The sequence below is a fragment of the Mucilaginibacter sp. BGA-UO-ETr-C110 genome (assembly GCF_059567985.1).
Window position 1 is genome coordinate 4688447 of the sequence record NZ_JCAQPB010000002.1, and the last position, 21179, is coordinate 4709625.

The following is a 21179-nucleotide window of genomic DNA, read 5'->3' on the forward strand; positions in this document are numbered from 1 at the left end:
ATGTCATTGCGAGCGTAGCGTGGCAATCTCCTCAGGTGTCTGTCGATGAGAATAGCTACGAGATTGCTTCGTCGTTCCTCCTCGCAATGACATATGGAAAAAAAGAGAGGGTTGTCCAGCGCAGATGGGTGAAGTCGTCTGCAACCTATAATTCCATCATTCAAGTCTGTCTCCCTTATCAACCGGCCAACTAACAAAATGATGCCTCATTTTTCTCCGATTAATTTGTAATTTCAGCCCTGTATAACATCATTTACATGAAAAAAATATTTCTAATTACCATTGCCGCTTTATTAAGCACTGCCGCCATAGCGCAGGATAAAGAAAAGCCCATCTATTATTCCATATCCTTTCCCAACGCCGCGCATCATGAAGCAGAAGTTGTGATGACCGTGCCACAGGCTCCTATGAGTTTGCGTTTCCGGATGAGCCGTTCATCAGCAGGGCGTTATGCCACGCATGAGTTTGGCAAAAACATCTATAATGTTAAAGTAACCGCTATCGACGGTACCGAGATCCCTTTTACACAAATAGAAGGCGACCTGTATGAAGTTGGCCAACATCCGGATAATATCAAAATAAGTTATACCCTGTTTGGCAACTGGACCGACGGCACTTATGCCAGTATTGATCCCAGTCATGCCCACCTGAATATGCCTGCGGCTTTTGCCTGGGTATTGGGACAGGAAAAAAGACCTGTAAAGTTTGAGTTTAATGACCTGGAAAAATATGGCTGGAAGGTATCTACCCAACTAAAACCCGAAGGTGCCAACGTGTACAGCGCGCCTAACTTGCAATACATGATGGATAGCCCGACGGAACTGGCCAATTACAAAATAGCCAGCTGGGACGTGATCAATACCGACGGCAAAAAAGAAAAAATAAACGTGAGTATCCACTCTGACGATGACCAGGCCGCAGTGGATAAATTTGGCAAAATGGTACAGAAACTGGTACTGGAAGAGAAAGCCGTTTATGGCGAGCTACCTACCTATGATTATGGCGAGTATACCTTTTTAACTGATGTATATCCAACCAACTCGGGTGATGGGATGGAGCACCGTAACTCCACCTGTATTGTTTACCCGGTTGATAGGGTTGCCGGTAATGAGGATGGCCTGCTGGGCATATTTTCGCACGAATACTTCCACAGCTGGAATGTAAAACGCATCCGTCCAAAATCATTGGAGCCCTTTAATTTTGAGCATGCCAACATGAGCAGCGAGCTCTGGTTTGCCGAAGGTTTTACCCAGTATTATGGCGATCTGCTGCTTACCCGCGCCGGTTTTACCCCGCTTGATGATTATACGCGTACACTGGCAGGTTTGGTTAACCAGATCCTGAATACACCGGGAGCCGCCAAATATCCGGCTACACAAATGAGCCGCTATTCGGTATTTGCCGATGCCGGGGTGTCTATCGATCCGAACAACAATATCAACGATTTTACCAGCTATTATACCTATGGCGGCGCCATAGCACTGGCGCTGGATATGCGCCTGCGTGGTGATTTTAACCTTACGCTTGATGATTATATGCGCCAGGTTTGGTTAAGCCGTGGCAAGGTCATGAAACCATATACCATACCGGACCTGCAAGCCGATCTGGCTAAGGTGACCAACAACCCTAAGTTTGCCGCCGATTTCTTTAAACGTTACATTTACGGTACCGATAAAAACAATTATGAGGAACTGTTGAATAAAGCCGGACTGGTATTGCGCAAAGTGCAGCCGGGTAAAGCATGGGCAGGTTCATTGTCTACTAACGCAGGTCGTGGCCGTTCGGGTCAACCGCGTGCCGCCGGAGCCGAAGGATTGCCTATCCTGTCAAGCACCATTATAGGTACACCAGTTTACAAAGCGGGCTTAGATGCAGGCGATATTATCCTGAAAGCCGATGGCCAAACCATCGCCGATCCAAAATCGTTTAGTGATGTACTGGCGGGCAAAAAACCGGGCGACAAAATAACCGTGAACTATAAAAACCGCACCGGCGCCCATGAAACCACCATTACGTTGGAAGAAAGCCCGTATTTTGAAGTAGTTACTTACGAAAAAGCAGGCAAAACGCTTTCGAAAGAACAGGAAACTTTCCGTAATAACTGGTTACAATCAAAAGTTAAATAAAATTTGCAGACTCAAATTAACACCCCACTTGTCATTTCGACCGGAGGGAGAAATCTTAAACGTTTAGTATATCGCTTGCAAAAGATTTCTCCTCGTACCTCGTTCGAAATGACATGAGGGAAAAAGCTAATAATCATGAAAAAACTCACCATAATAACCGCTCTTTTAGCTGCATCAACCTACAGCTTTGGGCAAGACGTGAACAAGCTTATTGATCAGGATGATGTAACACGCATCATCAAAACCCTGAGTGCCGATGATATGCAGGGCCGGGCAACTTTTACACCGGGTATTGAAAAAGCAGCTCAATTTATTGAGGGTGAATATAAAAAAGCAGGCCTAAAACCCCTTGCCGGGAATACTGGTTACCGCCAGAATTTCACCATGATACGCTCAACACCCATAAAAACAACCGCGGTTATTAATGGTAAAGCCGTTGTGGCCGACAGCGTTTTTGCATTGGGCAACGCAGCCTTTACCTGGGCCAGCGACAAGGATGTACAGGTGGTAAACGTAACCGCCGACAAAAATTTCAGAGAGGAATACGTGGAAGCTCAAAAAAGCGGCAAAAAAACGCTGTTGATTATTGATCCCAAATTTCAGAGCTTGTTTAAGCGCGCCCATGATGCTTATAGCACGCGGGGTAGCGTAAGCTTTAAGGGCAAAACCGCATCACCTATGGCACTTGTATTGGGTAAGTTTGATAACATCTCCTCGTTTGATATCAGCTATGAGAACAAAAGCGAAGAATTGCCTTTGTTTAATGTAGCCGGCATTATCCCCGGTAAAACCAAGCCTAACGAATTTGTGGTTTTTTCGGGCCATTATGACCACCTGGGTATCCTCAAAGCCATGGAGGGCGATAGCATAGCCAACGGTGCCGATGACGACGCTTCGGGCACCACAGCGGTGATATCCTTAGCCAAATACTATAAAAAATTAAATAACAATGCCCGTACGCTCATCTTTGTGGCCTTCACTGCCGAAGAGATAGGCGAATACGGCTCGCAGTATTTTGCTACCCAGGTTGATCCGGATAAAGTGGTTGCCATGTTCAATATCGAGATGATCGGCAAGGCTTCTAAATTTGGCGAAAACTCGGCCTTTATCACCGGCTTTGATCGTTCGAACTTTGGCACTATCCTGCAAAGTAACCTGAAGGGAACCAAATTTGAGTTTCACCCCGATCCTTATCCCGATCAGGACCTGTTTTACCGCAGCGATAACGCGTCGCTGGCAGAAAAAGGCGTGCCAGCCCATACTATCTCAACCGACCAGATAGATATTGATAAACTGTATCATACCGTAAAAGATGAGTTTAGCTCGCTGGATGTAAATAACATCACTTCCACCATCCGGGCCATAGCATTAAGCTCACGCAGCATCGTTTCGGGCAAAGATACGCCGACACGGGTACCGAAACTGGAAAGATAAAAACAGATCAGAGACATATGTGATGTGTCTCTACGTTTAATCATTGTAGAGACGCATTACATGCGTCTCTATTTTCATTTAATAACACATGAAACATATTCCCAAAATAGCGGTTGTCGGGCCTGAATCAACGGGAAAATCAACCATGTCTGATTATCTGGCCGCGCATTATCATACCATCGCGGTACCCGAGTATTCGCGGGAGTATTGCGCCGCGCTTACCGGGCCCTGTACCTGGCAGGATGAGATCAATATGTTTCAAGGGCAACTGGCACTGGAAGCCGCTTTACTACCCAAAGCCAATAAACTCCTGATATGCGACACCACTTTTTTAACGGTAAAAATATGGAGCGAGCACATGTTTGGCCAGGCGCCGCAGGAGGTACTGGACGAATTACCCAAACACCCCTACGATTTTTATTTACTGTTAGATATCGACCTGCCCTGGCAGGACGACCCCCTGCGTAATTTCCCCGAATTACGCGAACATTTTATGGCCATATGGCACAAAGAACTTACCGCGCTGCAGGCCCGCTACGTGGTGATATCCGGCATAGGAAACGACCGGTATGAAAATGCGGTGAAAGCTATTGATGCTCTTTTGGAGCAAGGATTTTTTTGATGGAGCAAAGATTTTTGGAACAAAGAGCAAGGACTTTCTTGCATTTCTATCCTTGTTCTTTGTTCCTCCTATCCTTATTCCAAAAATCCTTGCTCCTTATATCCTTGTTCCCCAAATCCTTACTCCAAAAATCTCCCTTAAACGGCTATTTTTAAAGAAAATTATTGTTCATATAAATTATTTTTCACCGTGATGCAACGTTGCTAAAAATGATGCGTCATTTAATCTGAAACCTGATCAGAAATTTGGAAGCCATATATGTAGATAAGCATTATAACCTGGTGGTTGAATGCAAACAGGGAAGCAAAAAGGCCAGTTACGAGTTGTACCGGTTGTATTCTAAAGCGATGTTGAACGTTGCCTTTAGGATCGTGGGCAATATTGCCGAAGCTGAAGATGTTTTGCAGGAAGCTTTTCTGGATGCTTTTAACAAGCTAAAGGATTTCAGACAGGACACCACGTTTGGTTTATGGCTAAAACAAATAGTGGTAAACCGCTCTATAAACCTGTTGCGTAAGCGCAGGCTGGAGCTGATAGAACTGGAGGGCGACCATCTGGAAAATATACCAGCCGAAGAGCCCGATGATGATGAAGATGTACAATACCAGGTGGCTTTGGTAAAAGAAGGCATGAAACAATTGCCAGACGGTTACCGCGTGGTACTGTCGCTTTACCTGCTGGAAGGTTATGATCACGAAGAAATAGGACAAATATTGAATATATCAGAAAACACCTCAAGAACACAGTTTTTGAGAGCTAAAAGAAAGTTAATGGAAATTTTAAAAAGGAAAGGAACAGAATTATGAGCAAGCGATTTGAAGATTTCATTAAAAATAACCGCGAAGAGTTTGACGAGATTGAGCCATCGGCCGATCTGTGGAGCAAAATTGAGCAAAGCCTCAACATGCCGGAGGAGTTGCCAAAAAAGCTGGAAACAAAAACCTTTTCGCTTGCTTTCGTACTTCGGGTCGCCGCGTCGGTAATCGTTGTCATGGGCATCGGTTTCGGAATATACCTCCAAAGCCAAAAAGCCGCAAAAGGCGTGGACCTGGCCGCCATAAACCCTGAGTATGCCAAACAGCAACTGCATTATGCGTCGCTTGTTGAAACTAAACTGACAGAGCTAAAATCGGTTTCCAAAGCCGATCCGCAACTGTATAAAGAGTTTAGCGCCGAAATAGCCAAAATGGATTCTACTTATAAAAGACTTAATGCCGATTTAGCCACCAGCCCTAACCAGGAGCGTGTTTTACGTGCCATGATCCGGAACTTGCAGGTACAAACCGAGGTGCTTAATCAGCAATTGAGTGTAATAGAACAATTCAATCAAATGAAAAAAGACCAAAAAGATGAAATCAAAAATATTTAAACGGTCGATGTTTGCTTTAATGGCCCTGTTAGCCATTAATACGATCAGTTTTGCACAGCAAACCCCTGCGCCGCCGGTTCCGGTTCCCGTGCTTCCGCCTATGCCTCCAATGGCACCTTTAAACAAATTGACCCTGCCTGACAGCAAGGACTTTCAGCTAAAAATGAAGGATCTGCACCTTAAAATGCAAGGGCTGCAAAAGCAGATGGGCCGTATCAAATTGCAGCAGCTTAAAAAAATGAACCTGAAGCTGAAAGGCTTTGACAAGCAGTTTAAGCACTTTGACCAGAATTTCAACTATAAACTGAATGATAGCGCCATGAATTTTGCCTATGATTTCAGTAATATAGCGCCGCAGATAGCTTTAGGTTTTAAGGACTTTGACACCAATTTTAGCTATAACACCGATAATGATAAACAGGACGGTATTGAAAAAGTTAAAAATTACAGCAAAAGCTATTCAATAGATGGTAACGATGTGATTAACCTGGATAACCGTTTTGGTAAAATAACCGTGAATACCTGGAACAAAAGTGAGGTAAAGGTTGATGTACAAATAAAAGTTGGTGCCAACGATGATGATCTGGCCCAAAAACTACTGGACAATGTAACTATCAGGGATAGTAAAGATGGATCGGGTGTTTATTTTAAAACTAACATCAACAATGATGATAATGGCAGCTCATGGTCGTTATTTGGCGGTAAACGTAACAATGTGCGCAAAATTGAGGTGAACTATACCGTATATATGCCATCCAAAAATCCATTAAACGTAAGTAATAAATATGGCGCCACCAGTCTGCCAGATCTGGATGGAAAATTAAACATCAATAACTCCTACGGCAGCCTGGTAGCCAAAAACCTGAGTAATCCGGGTAACCAGATCACGGTTAAATACGGTAGCGCCACCATTGGTTCGCTTAACGGCAGCGATCTGGATGTAGCTTATGGCAGCCTGAGCCTGGGCGAATGCAATAAACTAAATGCCGATATCAGTTACGGCTCTGCTAAAATTGGCCGCATCACTACTTCGGGCAACATCAACGTAAAATTCAGCGGCAACCTGAATATTAACGAGGTAGATAAAAACATCAAGAGTTTATCGGTAAACTCATCCTACTCCAGCGTAAAATTGGGTATTAGTAATGAGCAAAATGCCGACTTTGATGTAACCGTGCGCTATGGAAGCTTTAACTATGGCGGTCATGACATCAATATCACCAGCAAAAGTCCGGCGGATAATGATCGCGGTTATAGTCCTACTAAAAACTATAAAGGCCATTTAGGTAAAGGCTCAAACGATAAAACCATAACTGTTAACACCAGCTACGGCAGCGTAAGCTTTGATTAAGACGAGTCTCAGGATACGAGAGTCAAGAATCAAGACCTTTATTAGTCATGCCGAATTTATTTCGGCATCCCATAGGCAGGTTGCACGATGCTTGTCCTGTGGGATCCTGGAACAAGTTCAGGATGACGCGCTTATTTAGTCTTGATTCTTGGTTCCTGACTCTAATATCTTCACAAAACACCTTATATTTTAACATTGATCGCAAACCCCTGCTATTTTCGGCAGGGGTTTTGCTATTTTAGGGGCAAACAAATTTAGCCTGCTATGGAAATATTTGCGAATGCCGAATCCTGGATATCGCTCGTTACCCTTACGTTATTAGAGATCGTATTGGGGATAGACAATGTGATATTTATCTCCATTTTATCTGATAAGCTCCCGGCAAACCAGCAGGCTAAAGGCCGTAGGATTGGCCTGGGCATGGCCATGATCACCCGGGTATTGCTTTTATTATCCATCAGCTGGGTCATGACACTTACGGCACCCCTGTTTAACCTGGCACATATTTTTAATGTTACCGATGCTGATTGGGCCGAAAAACTGGCCATATCTGGTCGTGACCTGATCCTGATCATCGGCGGTTTGTTCCTGATCTATAAAAGCACCGCCGAGATACACCATAAAATTGAAGGCGAAGAAGAAAACGCCGAAAAAGTAAAACGACACAGCTTCTGGGGTACCATCATCCAGATTATGCTGCTGGATATTGTTTTCTCGCTCGATTCTGTGATTACCGCGGTAGGTATGGCCAGCCATGTCGAGATCATGATACTGGCGGTTGTTATTGCTGTAGGTATTATGATGTGGGCTTCAAATGGCGTGGCCGGCTTTGTTAACAAGCACCCTACGGTAAAAATGCTGGCACTGTCGTTCCTGCTGCTGATAGGCGTTTCGCTTTTAGCCGAGGCTTTTGAGCAGCATATCCCTAAAGGATATATCTACTTCGCCATGGCATTTTCGGTACTGGTGGAGATGCTGAACCTGAAAATGAAGACAAAAGCGGTTAAGAAGGGAGTCAAGAAGTAAGAATCAGGAATCAAGAGATTAAACAAATATTAAACATGTCATTGCGAGGCACGAAGCAATGACATGATTGGTGTTACTTCTTGATTCCTGGCTCTTATTTCTTGATTCTAAATCAAAATACTCTGCACAACAGCCCTTTCAAATACTCTCCTTCGGGGAAGGAGGCCCGCACCGGGTGATCCTCGGGTTGGTGGAACTGGTAAATGAATTGCACTTGTTTACCGGCGTCGAGCGCGGCCCAGGCAATTACCTGTTTAAAGGTTTCCATATCCATAGCGCCTGAGCAGGAATAGGTAGCCAGCAGGCCGCCTTCGTTCAATAGCAGCATGCCCAAACGGTTCAGATCCTTGTAAGCCCTGGAAGCTCTTGTGAGCGCAGAGCGCGAGGGAGCATATTTAGGCGGATCGAGCACAATGACGTCAAACTTTTCGCCATCATCCCTGAACTTGCGCAGTTGCACATTCACGTCAGATTTTATGGCCGTATGTTTATCAGCGTCCAATTTGTTTAAAAGGATGTTCTCCTTCAACGTTTCAATCGCCAATGCCGAACTATCCACACTGGTTACCGATGAGGCTCCATTTTTTAAACTATTGAGCGTAAAGCCGCCGGTATAGCAAAAACAATCCAGCACCTTTTTTCCAGTAGCATAATTGGCCACTATATGGCGGTTATCGCGTTGATCGCAGTAAAAGCCCGACTTTTGGCCCTCGGTGATATTGATACCGTAAACAATATTATTCTCCAGCACTTCTACAATCTCTGGCGGAGGATTACCAAAAAGCACTTTATTTTCGGCTTCTGTCAGGCCTTCGTGGGCCCGTGAGGAGTTATCACTTTTGTCGGATATGCTTTCGGGATTTAGCAACTTTTGCAGTTCATCAATAATTACCGGCATCAACCGCTCCATACCCGAAGTGAGCACCTGAACAGCCAGGTGGCCCGCATATTTATCAACTATTAAGCCGGGCAAATAGTCGGCCTCGCTAAAAACCAGGCGACAGGTATTGGTTCCGTTTGCTAATACATGAGCCCTGCTTTTAATGGCCGTGGCCAGTTTACGGCGAAACCAATCGTCATTAATTTCAACAGCTTCGTCCCACTCCAAAAGGCGCAGGGCAACCCGCGACTGATCGTTATAAAAACCATAGGCCATAAAATCGCCTTTTGCATTAAGCAGCCGCACCACATCGCCATTGGCTGGTTTACCCTTTACTTTTTCAACAGCGCCCGAAAATACCCAGGGATGTTTTTGCAAAACAGCTTTCTCTTTACCCTTATTTAGTAACACATCAATCATAGCCGCAAAGGTAATAAAAAGCTTAAGGCTGAAAGCCAAATGCAAAAAGCTTGTTACTTACCTCTTTAACCTGATATCTTAATTAAACTTTCATAAATTTTATTACTCCAATACAATATTTACCGATTAAAAACATTTGGTATCTTAGTATCGAAAACATAACATGAGAAAGACTTACTTATTTTTAGTGACCATGCTATTGGCATGTGTAAGCTATAAAAGCGATGCTCAGGCAGTACCCCGTATCCCTGAGGCCAGTTCTACACAAACCATTATCCAGGATTTTGGACTGGGAAAGGTTACTATTACTTACTCCCGGCCCAATGTTAAGGACCGTAAAATATTTGGTGGTATAAATCCTTATGGTGAAGTTTGGCGGACAGGAGCCAATGCCGCTACTACGATTACCTTTACCGAAAAAGTAATCATTGAAGGGCATGCCGTACCTCCTGGCACCTATTCCTTATTCAGTATTCCTCAAAGAAATGAGTGGACCATCATCCTGAACAAAACCGTTAAACAATGGGGCGCTTACAACTATAAGCAAGCCGACGACCTTTTACGTTTTGATGTAAAATCCATCCGTGTAAACGAAAAACGGGAAACTTTTACCATGGCATTTGCCAACTCCACTACCCGGGCAACAGATCTGTACCTGGTTTGGGACCATACAGCGGCTCTTATCCACATGGAGACCGATGATGATGCCAAGATCATGGCAAATATTGACGAATTGATGAAAGGCGACCGCAAACCTTATTATTTTAATGCTATCCAGTGGTATTATGAAAATAACAAAGATGTGGACAAAGCTTTAGGCTGGGTAGCTGAGGCCGAAAAAGAAGAGCCTAAAGTCCCCTGGTTTAAACTATGGGAATCGCGCTTGTTATTGAGAAAAGGTGATAAAGCCGGTGCAATAGCCGCTGCCGAAGCCGGTATCGAGCTTTCAAAAGAAAGTAATGATGATGAATATCTGCGGTTGAACCTGGAAGCACTTAATCATGCCAAAGATTAAAGGTGAGGCAATAAAACACTACACGCCCGGTTCTATTTGATCCGGGCTTTTTTGTGACATGAATTTATTGATCACGTAAGCCACAATCATCACTAAAAAGCAGCCGATAGGGTTAAGCCACAGATAGGCTACCGTTTTACTCAATCCTAAATATAATATGATCCCTTCGCTAATAATAGCGGCAATAAACACCGGGGTTCCGGTTATCCGTTTCATATAAAAAGCAACTATAAAAACGCCTAATACGGTTCCGTATATATAGGAGCCCAATTGGTTTACGGCCTCCAGTAAATTGCCCAATTTGCCGGCATACAAAGCCATAATTACACATACTACTCCCCAAAATACGGTTGCTATACGGGATACCAGCAGGTAGTTTTTATCTGATGCATCCTTATTGATGGTGCGTTTGTAAATATCTATCACTGTGGTTGAAGCCAGTGAATTAAGGGCGCTTGCTGTTGAACCCATAGAAGCCAAAAATATAATAGCTATCAATAACCCGACAAGTCCCTTGGGTAAGTATTGCTTAACAAAGGTCAGGAACACGTAATTGGTATCGTTATCATCAGCGCTGGCATTGTTCTTTTTCATCAACGCAATAGCATCCCGCCTGATGACGTGGGACTGGGCATCGGCCACTTTCAAAGCATCTTTTGCGCGTTCTATCTGATCCGTTTTTTTACTATCAAGGGCTTTTATCAGATCGTCAGCTTTTGCTTTTCGCTGTTCAAAAGCTTGGGTATATTGCTGATCGAGGTAATTGTACTGGGTTGCATAACTGCTTTGCTTTACCCTGGCCACCTCGTAATTATTAAAGAACATGGGTGGCCTGTTAAACTGGTAAAAGGCAAAAACCAATACGCCGATCAGCAAAATGAGGAATTGCATCGGGATTTTGATGAGCCCATTCATAATGAGGCCCAATCTGCTTTGCCCTACCGAGCTCCCTGTTAAATAACGGCCAACCTGGCTTTGATCTGTACCAAAGTAGGATAACTGCAAAAAGAAGCCCCCTATCAGGCCGCTCCACACGGTGTACCGGTTATCCCAATCAAATTTCCAATCTATTACATTCATGTGGCCAAGCTTACCGGCCATTTTCAGGGCACGCGTAAAACCTACGCCTGTTGGCAATAGATTAACCACCAGTATACCAGCCAGGAACATACCGGCAAATATGATGCTCATTTGCAGCAATTGTGTGTATGATACCGCTTTACTGCCACCATAAACGGTGTAAAATATAACCAGGCCGCCTATAAACAGCGTAGTATAAACCGTATTGATATTTAAAATGGTTGATAAAATAATGGCGGGCGCATAAATAGCGACCCCGGTTGACAGACTGCGTAATACTAAAAAAAGGAAGGATGTAAGCGCGCGGGTTTTCAGGTCGAAGCGTTGCTCCAGGAACTCGTAGGCTGTATAAACCTTAAGACGATGAAATATGGGCACGAAAGTTACGCAAAGCACGATCATGGCCAGTGGCAACCCGAAGTAAAATTGTACAAAGCGCATCCCATCGGAATAGGCCTGTCCGGGTGCCGAAAGAAATGTAATAGCACTGGCCTGGGTAGCCATAACCGAAAACCCGACATGATACCAGGGCAACGAGCGGTTACCCATTAAAAACTGATCGATATTTTTATTGCTGCCGCTTTTCCACACGCCATAAAGCACTATGGCAAAAAGCGTTAAGCCTAAAACTATCCAATCGGGTAAACTCATTCAAAAACTTTTGTAATGAGCCAAAATACTAAAATTAAAAAAACCAGCCATGCGACTACAATGCCGTAAAACTGGTTCCAATTTTTTATAAATGAGGGCAGATCAGGATCAGGCCTTTTCACCACGGCCTTTAACCAATACAGCTATAAAGAAACCGGCGGTTAATAAGCCTAAAACACCACCAACGGCTATCCAGGTAAATCCTTTATCAATTATTGCTCCTATAAAAAGCCCAGAAACTAAGCCTACAAGGTAAAATACAAAATCAAGGCTTTTTTCTTCTTCTTCGTGTTGTTTCATATTACTGTTAATTATAACGTTTGCAAAAATAGATGATTAATTGATTTTTACCAATAAATTATTTAACGGTGATTTACAATTGTTACATATCGCCATTTACTGAAAACTTACGAAGTTTTTGAAACTTCGTAAGTTTCAAATCTACTACTTTGATTTCCTGACTTGCTTTGCAATTGGTTTAGTGTTTAAACCTAACCCATTGCTTATGAAGCTCCGCATTTTCATTGAGTGTAATTTTAAATGCCCGGTCATCTGAAGCGTTCCATTGTTTGATGTTTTGCAGTTCTTCTTGTGTCGGGTTATAAAACTCAAAAAAAACGGTATCCTTTGCAATTGTCTTAACTCCTACAAGCTTAAGCCTTTCAGATATCATATTTCCATGATAATCATAGGGAACAAACTTGGTTAAATTCAGATCTTTAATCTTAACCAAACCCATCCGAGTTGAGTCTTTAAATTTAATACTGTCTATTCCCCCATCTTTCAATGATGGTATTTTATCCAAACTAATGAAATACCAGCCGCTTTTTGCGGGATCTATAAAAACGTTTACTGTTTTTATAGCTGAACCGCCAGCACAACTGCCTAAAAGTAATAGAGATAAACAAACACCAATTATATACCTCATCTATTTTTTCGGCTGGCTCAACAAATTAATAAACAAGCGATAGGCACCCGGTACACCGGCAGGTACTTCCCTGAAAAATGCCAGGGAAGTATATACAAAACGCCCTTTGCCATAATCGCCCACTATTAATGATCCGTTATTGGGTTGCTCGCCTTTGTCGTTCATCTGTAAAACAGCTTTGTATTGCGGGTCGATATCGCTTACAAAATACAAGCCTCGTTCCTGTATCCAGCCTTTAAAATCGTCCTGGGTAATTTTATTGGGATAGTTAAGCACCGGGCTTTGCTTATCCAATATGGTTACTTCAGCATCCTCGTCGGTAACTCTTTGGTTTACTACCCGGAATGGGTATGGACCAATCTGTTTTACAACCAAACCCGAGTTATTATTATACTGCACCAATAAGTTACCGCCATTTTTAACATAATCCATGAGGCGACTTTGCTCATACGCGAGGCGCTCGTTCACGTTATAGGCACGCACCCCGGTAATAATAGCATCGTATACAGAAAGATCGGCATTCATGATCTCACTCTCCGAAAGCAGGTGAACATCATAGCCCACCTGGCGCAGGGCTTCGGGCATCAGATCGCCGGCTCCTGTAATATAAGCTATTTTTTTACCTGCTATTTTCAGGTCGAGATTTACCAGCCTCGTTTCGGCGGGCGGGAACAGCGTAATGGCCGGTACGTGATCATATCGGATGCGACGCAAAGCCAGCGAAAAGGTTTTTCCATTTACCGCTACCAAGGCCTGTAAATTATTGGTGCGGGGTTTATTATCTGTTGGCGCAATGGTAAAAGACACCGTCCATTCGTCATTTTTATTTTTCCCGCTAAACTCAATTTTTTTGGGATCAATCTTCCAGCCGGCAATAGGTTTTAAACTGATATCGCCGGTAGCCGCCGTGAAGCTTTTTAATTTTATTTGAACCAACTGTTCCTGCTGCGAATTAAAAATATAATCCTGGTTTTCGATATTGGCGGTAACCGGTGGTGTAATTTCCAACGGCTGATAAACCTCGCCCCTCACCGGGTCGACATATTTATATAGCAGCCTGCGTTCAAAATGTACCGGCTTGCCTTCAACAATAAACTCAAAATCAACTTTGGGCAGGTCGGGGTTCTCGGGATTACCGGCCAATGTTTCATCGGGGAGGTTGTAGGCACCTATACTGTGCGGGGTTTCCAGCCAGTAAGGTTGGGTCAGTTTATCGGCAATACCGCTTTGCTCAAATGTTTGCTGCTGATTGGCCGGGATCACCTGGCTGTTCAGGTTGGAAACATTGTTTTGAAAAGCGATACTGTTGATCTTTACCCTGTTGCTATACCTGTCGACCACCTGGGCGCGTACCTGGATCTTATCGCCAAGGGCGTAGGTTGGCTCAGAGGCATAAGCCTCAAACCATAAGCCCGAGCAAGCGGCAATCAGTTCGCTCAACTCTTTGGTTTTTTGTACGCGCCAGTACATATCTGATACTTTTTCAACGCGGTTTAACAATTGCACCAATGCCGGTACCGATCTTTCAGGAGCTTCGGCATTAAAATCCCTGTTGATGATGCCGATGGCCGCGCCAATAGATTCACCGTCCTTTACCCGTTTCCAGGTAGTATTAACGCCGTCCATCAGGTCGTTTTGTGGGGCATCGCCCAGAATGGTTTTAAAATATTCATAAAACTCACCGCGTTGTTTGGCCGAACCAAAGCCCTGCGTTTTATGGTTACTGCGGCTATCGGCAGCAATTTCACCATAGCCTTTACCTAAAATGGAGTTGTAAACGCCTACATTAATTTTAAATTGATCGGCCGCGGTAGTGTTCACACTACCAAAACTAAAGGTATTCCATAACAGGCGTTTGGCCTGCCAGGGTTGCACATATTTTAATTGCTCGGGGTAACGTTTAGGATCGGCCGCGGCTGTAAATGCCTCCTGCGCCAGTATGGCCGATGAGGTGTGATGCCCATGACCACCTTCGCCGGTTGTAGGGAAACGGCAGATCATTACATCGGGTCTGAATTTGCGGATCACCCAAACCATATCGCCCAGTACTTTCTCTTTATCCCATATTTTCAGCGTTTCTTCGGGACCTTTTGAAAAGCCAAAATCATTGGCACGGGTAAAAAACTGTTCGGCACCATCAATGCGGCGGGCAGCCAGCAGCTCCTGTGTGCGTATCAATCCTAAAAGTTCACTTTGTTCATTTCCAATCAAATTTTGCCCGCCATCACCACGTGTACAGGAAAGATAACCGGTACGGTAATGTTTTTCCTGGGCCAGGTAAGCCAACAAACGGGTATTCTCGTCATCGGGGTGAGCGGCTATATACAGCACACTGCCCAGTGTATTGAGCTTTTTAAAATTTTGCTGTATGGCACCCAGATCGGCCGGTGGCGAAGTTTGCGCTGATACGATGGTAGAAAGGTATAAAAAGATGGTAATGAGGTTTATCCGCTTCATGCTGGCAAATATATTTGAAAGATGGAAATTTATTATCTTTATATCAATAATATAACATTGCATAAATATGGAATGCGCTATATTTCAAAAGGATAACAGACAAACCATAATTGCTGCAATAACCTAAAATTTCTGCTGATTAGTAAAACAAATCTGTCATTCATGAGTAATCTTAATCAGTTGATTAGCTTTTCGCCCCCAATCGCTATGCATTAATCAATCGTTTGATTAATTTTGTGCCGTTAAAAGAAAATGGACAAAGATAAGATAGATAAAAAAGACCATATCCTGGACGTTGCCGAGCGCGTGTTTTCAGAGATGGGTTTTGACGGCGCTTCCACCCGGATGATCTCGGGCGAAGCCGGTGTGAACATGGCCATGCTCAATTATTATTTTGGTTCAAAAGAAGGTTTATTCCTTGCAGTTATTGAACGTAAGATCACCTATTTTCAAAATATACTGCAAATTTTAGGTAACGACGAAAGCATCAGCTCCTGGGGGAAAATAGAATCATATATCGAGATCTATGGCGACCGGGTAGTGAACAATAATTGTTTTCAGAAATTGCTATACCAGGAATTGACCATGAACCGCCGCACAGAGCTTGCCGAAAAGATACGTAACATACTGATGAAAAGCGTATCGGAACTGTTCAGAATAATGCAGGAAGGAATAGATAATGGAGAATTTCGTAAAGATACCGACATGCAAATGGTAGTATCCACGCTTTACGGAACCAAAAATTTCATTCTGAATACCCCGCTCATGTCATCAACCATGCTGGGGTACGATATACAGGACGAAAAAGTGTTGGAAGAACAATTTAAGCCTCGTATCAAAAAATATTTAAAGAACCTTTTAAAAGCGTATTTAGTTAATGAAAATGACAACTCTAAATAAAAACCCCAACCACCTATCACTGTTTAATGCAGTGCACCCCTTCTGCCTGTATGCTATTACGTTTGTAATAACAGCTTCGCTATTTGTGGGAACAGCAAATGCGCAGGACAGAACCATCACCCTGGATGAGGCTATAAAACTTGGTCTGGACAACAGCAAGACTTTAAAGCTTTCGCAATCAAAAATTGACCAGGCCGTTTCTGAATACAACCAGGCTAAAGACCAGTCGTTACCAACCGGTAAAATAAGCTATGGCTACACCCATGCTGAGATTCCGGCAAACAGGCTGGCCTTAGGGGCCGAAAGCTTTAGCTTACCAAACCGGGCCGATGCTTACCTGGGTATATTGACCTTAAATCAAACTATTTTTGAAGGTAACAAGCTCAAGTACGCCCGTCAATCAACAGACCTGTTAACCCAGGTTGCCCGTTTGGATGTGGTGAATGATAAAGATCAGATCGTTTATGACATTATCAGCTCCTACTACAGCTTGTATAAAGTATTACAAAGCAAAAAAGTAGTTGCCCAAAACTTAACCACTGTTGACGCGCAGATAAAACAGGCGCAAAGATTTTTTGACCAGGGTCTGGTTACTAAAAACGATGTGCTGCGTTTCCAGCTGCAAAGGTCAAATATTGAGCTTAACGGCATCGATCTGGAAACCAACCGCCGCATTGTTAACTACAGCTTAAATGTGTTGTTAGGTTTACCCGAAGGTACCCAGCTAAACATAGCCCAGATCACTGAAGCTGACAGACAGATTGCTCCATTAAGCAACTACCTGGATACAGCCATGACCAACAGGCCAGAACTGCAGCAGTTTGACCTGCGTACTAAAGTGGCCGAAACAAACATTAAAAGCATCAAAGGAAATACACTGCCTACACTGGCCGCATCAGTTGCAGGATATTATGTAGATGCCAATATCAACCCTATCCCAAAAAGCGGCAACTATATTACACCGCTAACAGGTGGTTTAACCTTGTCATGGAGCTTTAGCTCATTATGGAGCAACAAAAACAAGGTTACCGAAGCTAAAATAGAGCGCGAACAAACTGTTATTAACAAAAGTATCTCGGTTGATCGGATCAAAAACGAAGTGAACCAGGATTACCAGAACTACACTTCGGCTTTAAACAAGATCAAACTTTTACAGGTAGCCATTGAGCAGGCAGGCGAAAACAATAAAATATTGGAATCGAAATATAAGAGCAATATATCATCAGCCACAGACCGTGCCGATGCCGAAACATTGCTGTATCAGGCCCAGATCAACCTGGAACTGGCTAAAGCCGATGCAGGTCTTGCTTACTATACCCTATTAAAATCAACTGGAAAAATTAACAAACAATAATACTAAACCAATCAATACTATATACAATGGCAAAGGAACACGAAACACAGGAACAAACACCTAAAAAGAAACCGAATAAAGTTATCCCTATCATATTAGGCGTATTACTTATTGGCGGTATCATTTTCGGGATCAAAGAATATATATATTTCGGTAAACACATTGATACCGATGACGCGCAGATCGATGGCGATATCAGCCCGGTTGTTGCCCGCGTAGGTGGCTATGTTGATTCGATCTATTTTGAAGAGAACACCCACGTGAACGTTAACCAGGTACTGGTTAAGATAGATGACCGCGACTATAAAGTTAAAGTGGAGCAAGCACAAGCTGCCCAGGTAGGTGCAAGCGCCGGCATTAACGTAAATCAATCACAGATCTATGCTACCGAGGCCAACTCATCAAGCGCAAGAGCACAGGTTGCATCAAATGTTGCCCGTTTAGATAAAGTACAAAAGGATTACAACCGTTATGCCAACCTGGTAAAAGATGGTTCTGTAACCCAGCAACAATTTGATCAGGCTAAATCTGATCTGGACGTAGCTAAAGCTAACCTACGCGCTTCACAAGATCAATACAAATCAGCTCAGGAACAAATTGGTACTACACGCAGCCAGTTAAAGGTAACCAACACCGGTGTAACTCAAAAGCAGGTTGACATTGATTTTGCTAAACTGCAATTAACTTACACCACCATTAAAGCACCAGCTGGTGGCCTGGTATCTAAAAAAAGCATCCAATTGGGTCAATTAGTACAGGCCGGACAAACACTGTTCTCGATCATTAACGATAACAGCTTGTACATCACTGCCAACTTTAAAGAAACACAGTTGAATGGCATGGCAAGCGGTCAGAAAGTTGACATCGAAGTTGACGCTTTCCCTGATCTGAAGCTGGAAGGTACTGTATATAACTTTTCGCCTGCTACAGGTGCTAAGTTCTCTTTACTGCCACCGGATAACGCTACCGGTAACTTTGTAAAGGTTGTACAACGCGTTCCTGTTAAAATAAAAATAAACGCTGATAAAGCGACCCTTGAAAAATTACGCCCGGGAATGAGCGTAAAGGTGTCTGTAATTAAAGGATAAATAACATGGCTGAAACAGGCTTTAAAAAATGGATCATCACCATCACGGTTATCATAGCTTCGTTACTGGAGCTTATTGATACCACGATCGTGAACGTATCGCTGCCCGATATACAGGGTAACCTTGGCGCTACACTGGAGGATATTGCCTGGGTAGTTACCGGTTATGCTGTAGCAAACGTAATTGTGCTTCCTATGTCAGGTTGGCTGGGAAGCCGTTTCGGGCGTAAAAACTACTTTATAACATCAATTATCGTTTTCACCATTGCCTCGTTTTTATGCGGTAACGCAACCAACTTAAATGAGCTGGTATTGTTCAGGATATTACAGGGTATAGCAGGTGGGGGTTTAATATCAACCTCACAGGCCATCCTGATCGAGACCTGGCCGCGCGAACAGATTGGTACAGCTACCGCGTTATTTGGTTTAGGCGCGGTGGTAGGACCTACTGTAGGGCCTACTATTGGTGGTTACATCACCGACCATTCCTCATGGCGCTGGATATTTTATGTAAATATACCCGTGGGTGCCCTTGCCGCATTCTTCGCCTACACCTTTGTACGCGAGACGCCTAAGGACGAGAAAGGGAAACCTGTTGACTGGTGGGGTATTGGCCTGCTGGCAGTTGCAGTAGGTAGTTTACAAACCATATTAGAAAAAGGTGAGTCGGAAGATTGGTTTGCCACACCTTATATAACGGTACTTACTATTTCGGCCGTATTAGGATTGATCCTTTTTATATGGCGCGAAATGAGCATAGATTACCCGATAGTAAACTTTTCCATATTAAGGCACCGGAGCTTTGCCGTAGGGATGTTTACCTCCTTTATACTCGGTTTCGGATTATATGGATCGGTATTCGTGTTCCCGGTATTTTGTCAGAACCTGCTCGGCTTTACGGCACAGCAAACAGGCGAGATCCTGTTTCCGGGTGGTTTATGTACTATCATCATGATGCCATTTATAGGTAAGATGCTTAATAAAGGTATCCCTGCTCAGTTTATGGCAACCGCGGGTATGTTCCTGTTCTTTGTGTTCACCACCATGCTAAGTAACTCTACATTGGCCATGGGTACAGGAAACTTTTTTATCCCACTGGTTATACGCGGTGTAGGTATGGCTTTATTATTCGTACCGTTAACCACGCTGGCCATTGCCGATCTGAAAGGTCCGGAAGTTGGTCAGGGAACCGGCTTAAACAATATGATGCGCCAGTTAGGCGGTTCATTTGGTATTGCTACCCTTACTACTATTATCCACATCAGGCAGGGTGTACACCGTAATAACCTTTTAACCAACGTTACGGCTACCAACCCGGCGTTTACCGACCGGTTTAATACATATCTGCATGGTTTTATGGCTAAGGGACATTCATTGATAGATGCTACCCGTATGGCTTATGGAGCGGTAGAAGGCGCCGTTACCAAGCAAGTATTACTCTTAACTTATGATGATGCCTACTGGATATCAGGTTTAGTGATGTTGTTCTCGATACCACTGCTGTACCTGCAGCCGTTTAAAAAGGCTGTTAAAATGCCGGTAGACGCGCATTAATAAAATGATAAAAGCCGTTCCTCTATTACCAGGAACGGCTTTCCCCAAAAAAAATTAACAATTAAAATTTAAGTACTGCCCCCTGTCAACACTTTGCTTTATGAAAAGATTTTGCAGATCAAGGGGGCGTTTAATCTTAGGTATAAATTTAGAAGTTTTTAATTAACAAACGCAAATTAAATTAAGCAATTACGCATAATTTATGAAAAAGACATGAAATTTGTAAATCTCATGTCTTTTTTTTGTGAAAATTCTATCCGGAAACTTAAAAAATTAGCTTCCCGGTTGATGTTATTAGTGATGCAATACGTACAGCGTCAAAAATACGCTCTTCGGTAGTGGCTAATTTTATTAATGAATCCTCATGGGCATTCACACACATCTCGCAACCATTAACCGCGGATATGGCCAGGCTCATTAATTCAAAAAACTCCTTACCTGTTACCGGTTTCATCATCAGCTGCATGCGGATACGGGCCGGGATCTGGGTATATTTCTCTTTCTGGGTAAAATGCCTGAACCTGTAGAATACATTGTTCGATGCCAGTAAAGAGGCGCAACCAACCGCTTCGGCTATTTCAGCAGCGTCGGCACCCTGCTCCTGGGCATATTTAGTAAAAAACACGGTAAGCGCTGTGTTATTATTATTAACAGCGGTGCTTAATCCCAGCAGGGCACACTCTTTAGTTGTTAAATGGGCCGATGTAAGGGTGCTTGTAAAGTTCAGCTTCAGATCACGCAGGTAACGCGATTCGCCTTTTTCCAACAAGGTAAGGGCCTCTGTTCTGTAGTTTTTATCTATTCCAATACTTTCCAGCAGTTCCTGGATCACTTCGGTACTTTCGTTCATGTTTTTGTGCTTAAAGCTCAAAGCCGAAGGCTTAAAGCTGGTTGTTTTGAAGGCTTTTGGCTTTGTGCCTTAAGC

The 21179-nt window shown here is 43.5% G+C and carries 18 protein-coding genes; 12 read left to right on the forward strand and 6 right to left on the reverse strand.

Annotation, left to right across the window (positions count from 1 at the left end; translation table 11 throughout):
* Window positions 1-257 precede the first annotated feature (257 nt).
* From AC57BQ_RS20165 to AC57BQ_RS20195, 7 genes are all read left to right on the forward strand, one after another.
* Window positions 258-2126 carry a M61 family metallopeptidase gene (locus AC57BQ_RS20165; RefSeq protein ID WP_496407975.1) on the forward strand — a complete coding sequence of 623 codons (1869 nt, stop codon included), beginning with the start codon at window positions 258-260 and terminating at the stop codon, window positions 2124-2126.
* A 135-nt stretch (window positions 2127-2261) separates the two neighbouring features.
* Window positions 2262-3560 carry a M20/M25/M40 family metallo-hydrolase gene (locus tag AC57BQ_RS20170; protein ID WP_496407976.1) on the forward strand — a complete coding sequence of 433 codons (1299 nt, stop codon included), beginning with the start codon at window positions 2262-2264 and terminating at the stop codon, window positions 3558-3560.
* Window positions 3561-3648: 88 nt separating this feature from the next.
* Window positions 3649-4182 (forward strand): AAA family ATPase, encoded by a 534-nt coding sequence (locus AC57BQ_RS20175; protein WP_496407977.1) that lies wholly within the window; start codon window positions 3649-3651, stop codon window positions 4180-4182.
* A 245-nt stretch (window positions 4183-4427) separates the two neighbouring features.
* The gene (locus AC57BQ_RS20180; protein WP_496407978.1) at window positions 4428-4988 is read left to right on the forward strand and encodes an RNA polymerase sigma factor; all 561 of its coding nucleotides are present in this window, start codon (window positions 4428-4430) and stop codon (window positions 4986-4988) included.
* Window positions 4985-5551 carry a hypothetical protein gene (locus tag AC57BQ_RS20185; protein WP_496407979.1) on the forward strand — a complete coding sequence of 189 codons (567 nt, stop codon included), beginning with the start codon at window positions 4985-4987 and terminating at the stop codon, window positions 5549-5551. The genes AC57BQ_RS20180 and AC57BQ_RS20185 overlap by 4 nt, the downstream gene beginning before the upstream one ends.
* Window positions 5532-6902 carry a DUF4097 family beta strand repeat-containing protein gene (locus AC57BQ_RS20190; RefSeq protein WP_496407980.1) on the forward strand — a complete coding sequence of 457 codons (1371 nt, stop codon included), beginning with the start codon at window positions 5532-5534 and terminating at the stop codon, window positions 6900-6902. Before AC57BQ_RS20185 ends, AC57BQ_RS20190 begins: the two co-directional genes overlap by 20 nt.
* Window positions 6903-7166: 264 nt before the next feature.
* Window positions 7167-7928 (forward strand): TerC family protein, encoded by a 762-nt coding sequence (locus AC57BQ_RS20195; RefSeq protein ID WP_496407981.1) that lies wholly within the window; start codon window positions 7167-7169, stop codon window positions 7926-7928.
* A gap of 112 nt (window positions 7929-8040) precedes the next feature.
* Here AC57BQ_RS20195 and AC57BQ_RS20200 read toward each other — a convergent pair whose 3' ends face one another.
* Window positions 8041-9228: a class I SAM-dependent rRNA methyltransferase gene (locus tag AC57BQ_RS20200; RefSeq protein WP_496407982.1), complete on the reverse strand. Its 1188-nt coding sequence runs from the start codon at window positions 9226-9228 to the stop codon at window positions 8041-8043.
* A 163-nt stretch (window positions 9229-9391) separates the two neighbouring features.
* On the opposite strand from AC57BQ_RS20200, the gene AC57BQ_RS20205 reads away from it, so the two are divergent.
* A complete protein-coding gene (locus AC57BQ_RS20205; RefSeq protein ID WP_090470260.1) occupies window positions 9392-10243 on the forward strand; it encodes a DUF2911 domain-containing protein in 852 nt (283 codons plus the stop codon).
* Between the two features lie 18 nt (window positions 10244-10261).
* Here AC57BQ_RS20205 and AC57BQ_RS20210 read toward each other — a convergent pair whose 3' ends face one another.
* The 4 genes from AC57BQ_RS20210 to AC57BQ_RS20225 all read right to left on the reverse strand — a co-directional run bounded on the left by AC57BQ_RS20210 (window position 10262) and on the right by AC57BQ_RS20225 (window position 15359).
* Window positions 10262-11974 carry a sodium:solute symporter family protein gene (locus AC57BQ_RS20210; RefSeq protein WP_496407983.1) on the reverse strand — a complete coding sequence of 571 codons (1713 nt, stop codon included), beginning with the start codon at window positions 11972-11974 and terminating at the stop codon, window positions 10262-10264.
* Window positions 11975-12082: 108 nt separating this feature from the next.
* A complete protein-coding gene (locus AC57BQ_RS20215) occupies window positions 12083-12274 on the reverse strand; it encodes a hypothetical protein (RefSeq protein ID WP_090470254.1) in 192 nt (63 codons plus the stop codon).
* Between the two features lie 178 nt (window positions 12275-12452).
* Window positions 12453-12902 (reverse strand): hypothetical protein, encoded by a 450-nt coding sequence (locus tag AC57BQ_RS20220; protein ID WP_496407984.1) that lies wholly within the window; start codon window positions 12900-12902, stop codon window positions 12453-12455.
* Window positions 12903-15359 (reverse strand): PIG-L family deacetylase, encoded by a 2457-nt coding sequence (locus tag AC57BQ_RS20225; protein WP_496407985.1) that lies wholly within the window; start codon window positions 15357-15359, stop codon window positions 12903-12905.
* Window positions 15360-15611: 252 nt separating this feature from the next.
* On the opposite strand from AC57BQ_RS20225, the gene AC57BQ_RS20230 reads away from it, so the two are divergent.
* Genes AC57BQ_RS20230 through AC57BQ_RS20245 form a run of 4 tightly spaced genes read left to right on the forward strand, consistent with a single transcriptional unit; the run spans window position 15612 to window position 20254 of the window.
* Entirely contained in the window at window positions 15612-16259 is a 648-nt protein-coding gene (locus tag AC57BQ_RS20230) for a TetR/AcrR family transcriptional regulator (RefSeq protein ID WP_496407986.1), read from the forward strand.
* Complete coding sequence (locus tag AC57BQ_RS20235; protein WP_496407987.1) at window positions 16237-17613, forward strand: TolC family protein; 1377 nt, start codon at window positions 16237-16239, stop codon at window positions 17611-17613. The genes AC57BQ_RS20230 and AC57BQ_RS20235 overlap by 23 nt, the downstream gene beginning before the upstream one ends.
* A gap of 26 nt (window positions 17614-17639) precedes the next feature.
* A complete protein-coding gene (locus tag AC57BQ_RS20240) occupies window positions 17640-18701 on the forward strand; it encodes an HlyD family secretion protein (RefSeq protein ID WP_496407988.1) in 1062 nt (353 codons plus the stop codon).
* 5 nt (window positions 18702-18706) lie between these two features.
* Window positions 18707-20254: a DHA2 family efflux MFS transporter permease subunit gene (locus AC57BQ_RS20245; protein WP_090470242.1), complete on the forward strand. Its 1548-nt coding sequence runs from the start codon at window positions 18707-18709 to the stop codon at window positions 20252-20254.
* Between the two features lie 265 nt (window positions 20255-20519).
* On the opposite strand, the gene AC57BQ_RS20250 is transcribed toward AC57BQ_RS20245, so the two are convergent.
* Complete coding sequence (locus AC57BQ_RS20250) at window positions 20520-21104, reverse strand: carboxymuconolactone decarboxylase family protein (RefSeq protein ID WP_496407989.1); 585 nt, start codon at window positions 21102-21104, stop codon at window positions 20520-20522.
* Window positions 21105-21179 lie beyond the last annotated feature (75 nt).

Bases quoted from the DNA above. Each gene is read 5' to 3' on its own strand.
- AC57BQ_RS20165 (WP_496407975.1), top strand. From the start codon at position 258: ATGAAAAAAATATTTCTAATTACCATTGCCGCTTTATTAAGCACTGCC.
- AC57BQ_RS20170 (WP_496407976.1), top strand. From the start codon at position 2,262: ATGAAAAAACTCACCATAATAACCGCTCTTTTAGCTGCATCAACCTAC.
- AC57BQ_RS20175 (WP_496407977.1), top strand. From the start codon at position 3,649: ATGAAACATATTCCCAAAATAGCGGTTGTCGGGCCTGAATCAACGGGA.
- AC57BQ_RS20185 (WP_496407979.1), top strand. From the start codon at position 4,985: ATGAGCAAGCGATTTGAAGATTTCATTAAAAATAACCGCGAAGAGTTT.
- AC57BQ_RS20190 (WP_496407980.1), top strand. From the start codon at position 5,532: ATGAAATCAAAAATATTTAAACGGTCGATGTTTGCTTTAATGGCCCTG.
- AC57BQ_RS20195 (WP_496407981.1), top strand. From the start codon at position 7,167: ATGGAAATATTTGCGAATGCCGAATCCTGGATATCGCTCGTTACCCTT.
- AC57BQ_RS20200 (WP_496407982.1), bottom strand. From the start codon at position 9,228: ATGATTGATGTGTTACTAAATAAGGGTAAAGAGAAAGCTGTTTTGCAA.
- AC57BQ_RS20205 (WP_090470260.1), top strand. From the start codon at position 9,392: ATGAGAAAGACTTACTTATTTTTAGTGACCATGCTATTGGCATGTGTA.
- AC57BQ_RS20210 (WP_496407983.1), bottom strand. From the start codon at position 11,974: ATGAGTTTACCCGATTGGATAGTTTTAGGCTTAACGCTTTTTGCCATA.
- AC57BQ_RS20215 (WP_090470254.1), bottom strand. From the start codon at position 12,274: ATGAAACAACACGAAGAAGAAGAAAAAAGCCTTGATTTTGTATTTTAC.
- AC57BQ_RS20220 (WP_496407984.1), bottom strand. From the start codon at position 12,902: ATGAGGTATATAATTGGTGTTTGTTTATCTCTATTACTTTTAGGCAGT.
- AC57BQ_RS20225 (WP_496407985.1), bottom strand. From the start codon at position 15,359: ATGAAGCGGATAAACCTCATTACCATCTTTTTATACCTTTCTACCATC.
- AC57BQ_RS20230 (WP_496407986.1), top strand. From the start codon at position 15,612: ATGGACAAAGATAAGATAGATAAAAAAGACCATATCCTGGACGTTGCC.
- AC57BQ_RS20235 (WP_496407987.1), top strand. From the start codon at position 16,237: ATGAAAATGACAACTCTAAATAAAAACCCCAACCACCTATCACTGTTT.
- AC57BQ_RS20240 (WP_496407988.1), top strand. From the start codon at position 17,640: ATGGCAAAGGAACACGAAACACAGGAACAAACACCTAAAAAGAAACCG.
- AC57BQ_RS20245 (WP_090470242.1), top strand. From the start codon at position 18,707: ATGGCTGAAACAGGCTTTAAAAAATGGATCATCACCATCACGGTTATC.
- AC57BQ_RS20250 (WP_496407989.1), bottom strand. From the start codon at position 21,104: ATGAACGAAAGTACCGAAGTGATCCAGGAACTGCTGGAAAGTATTGGA.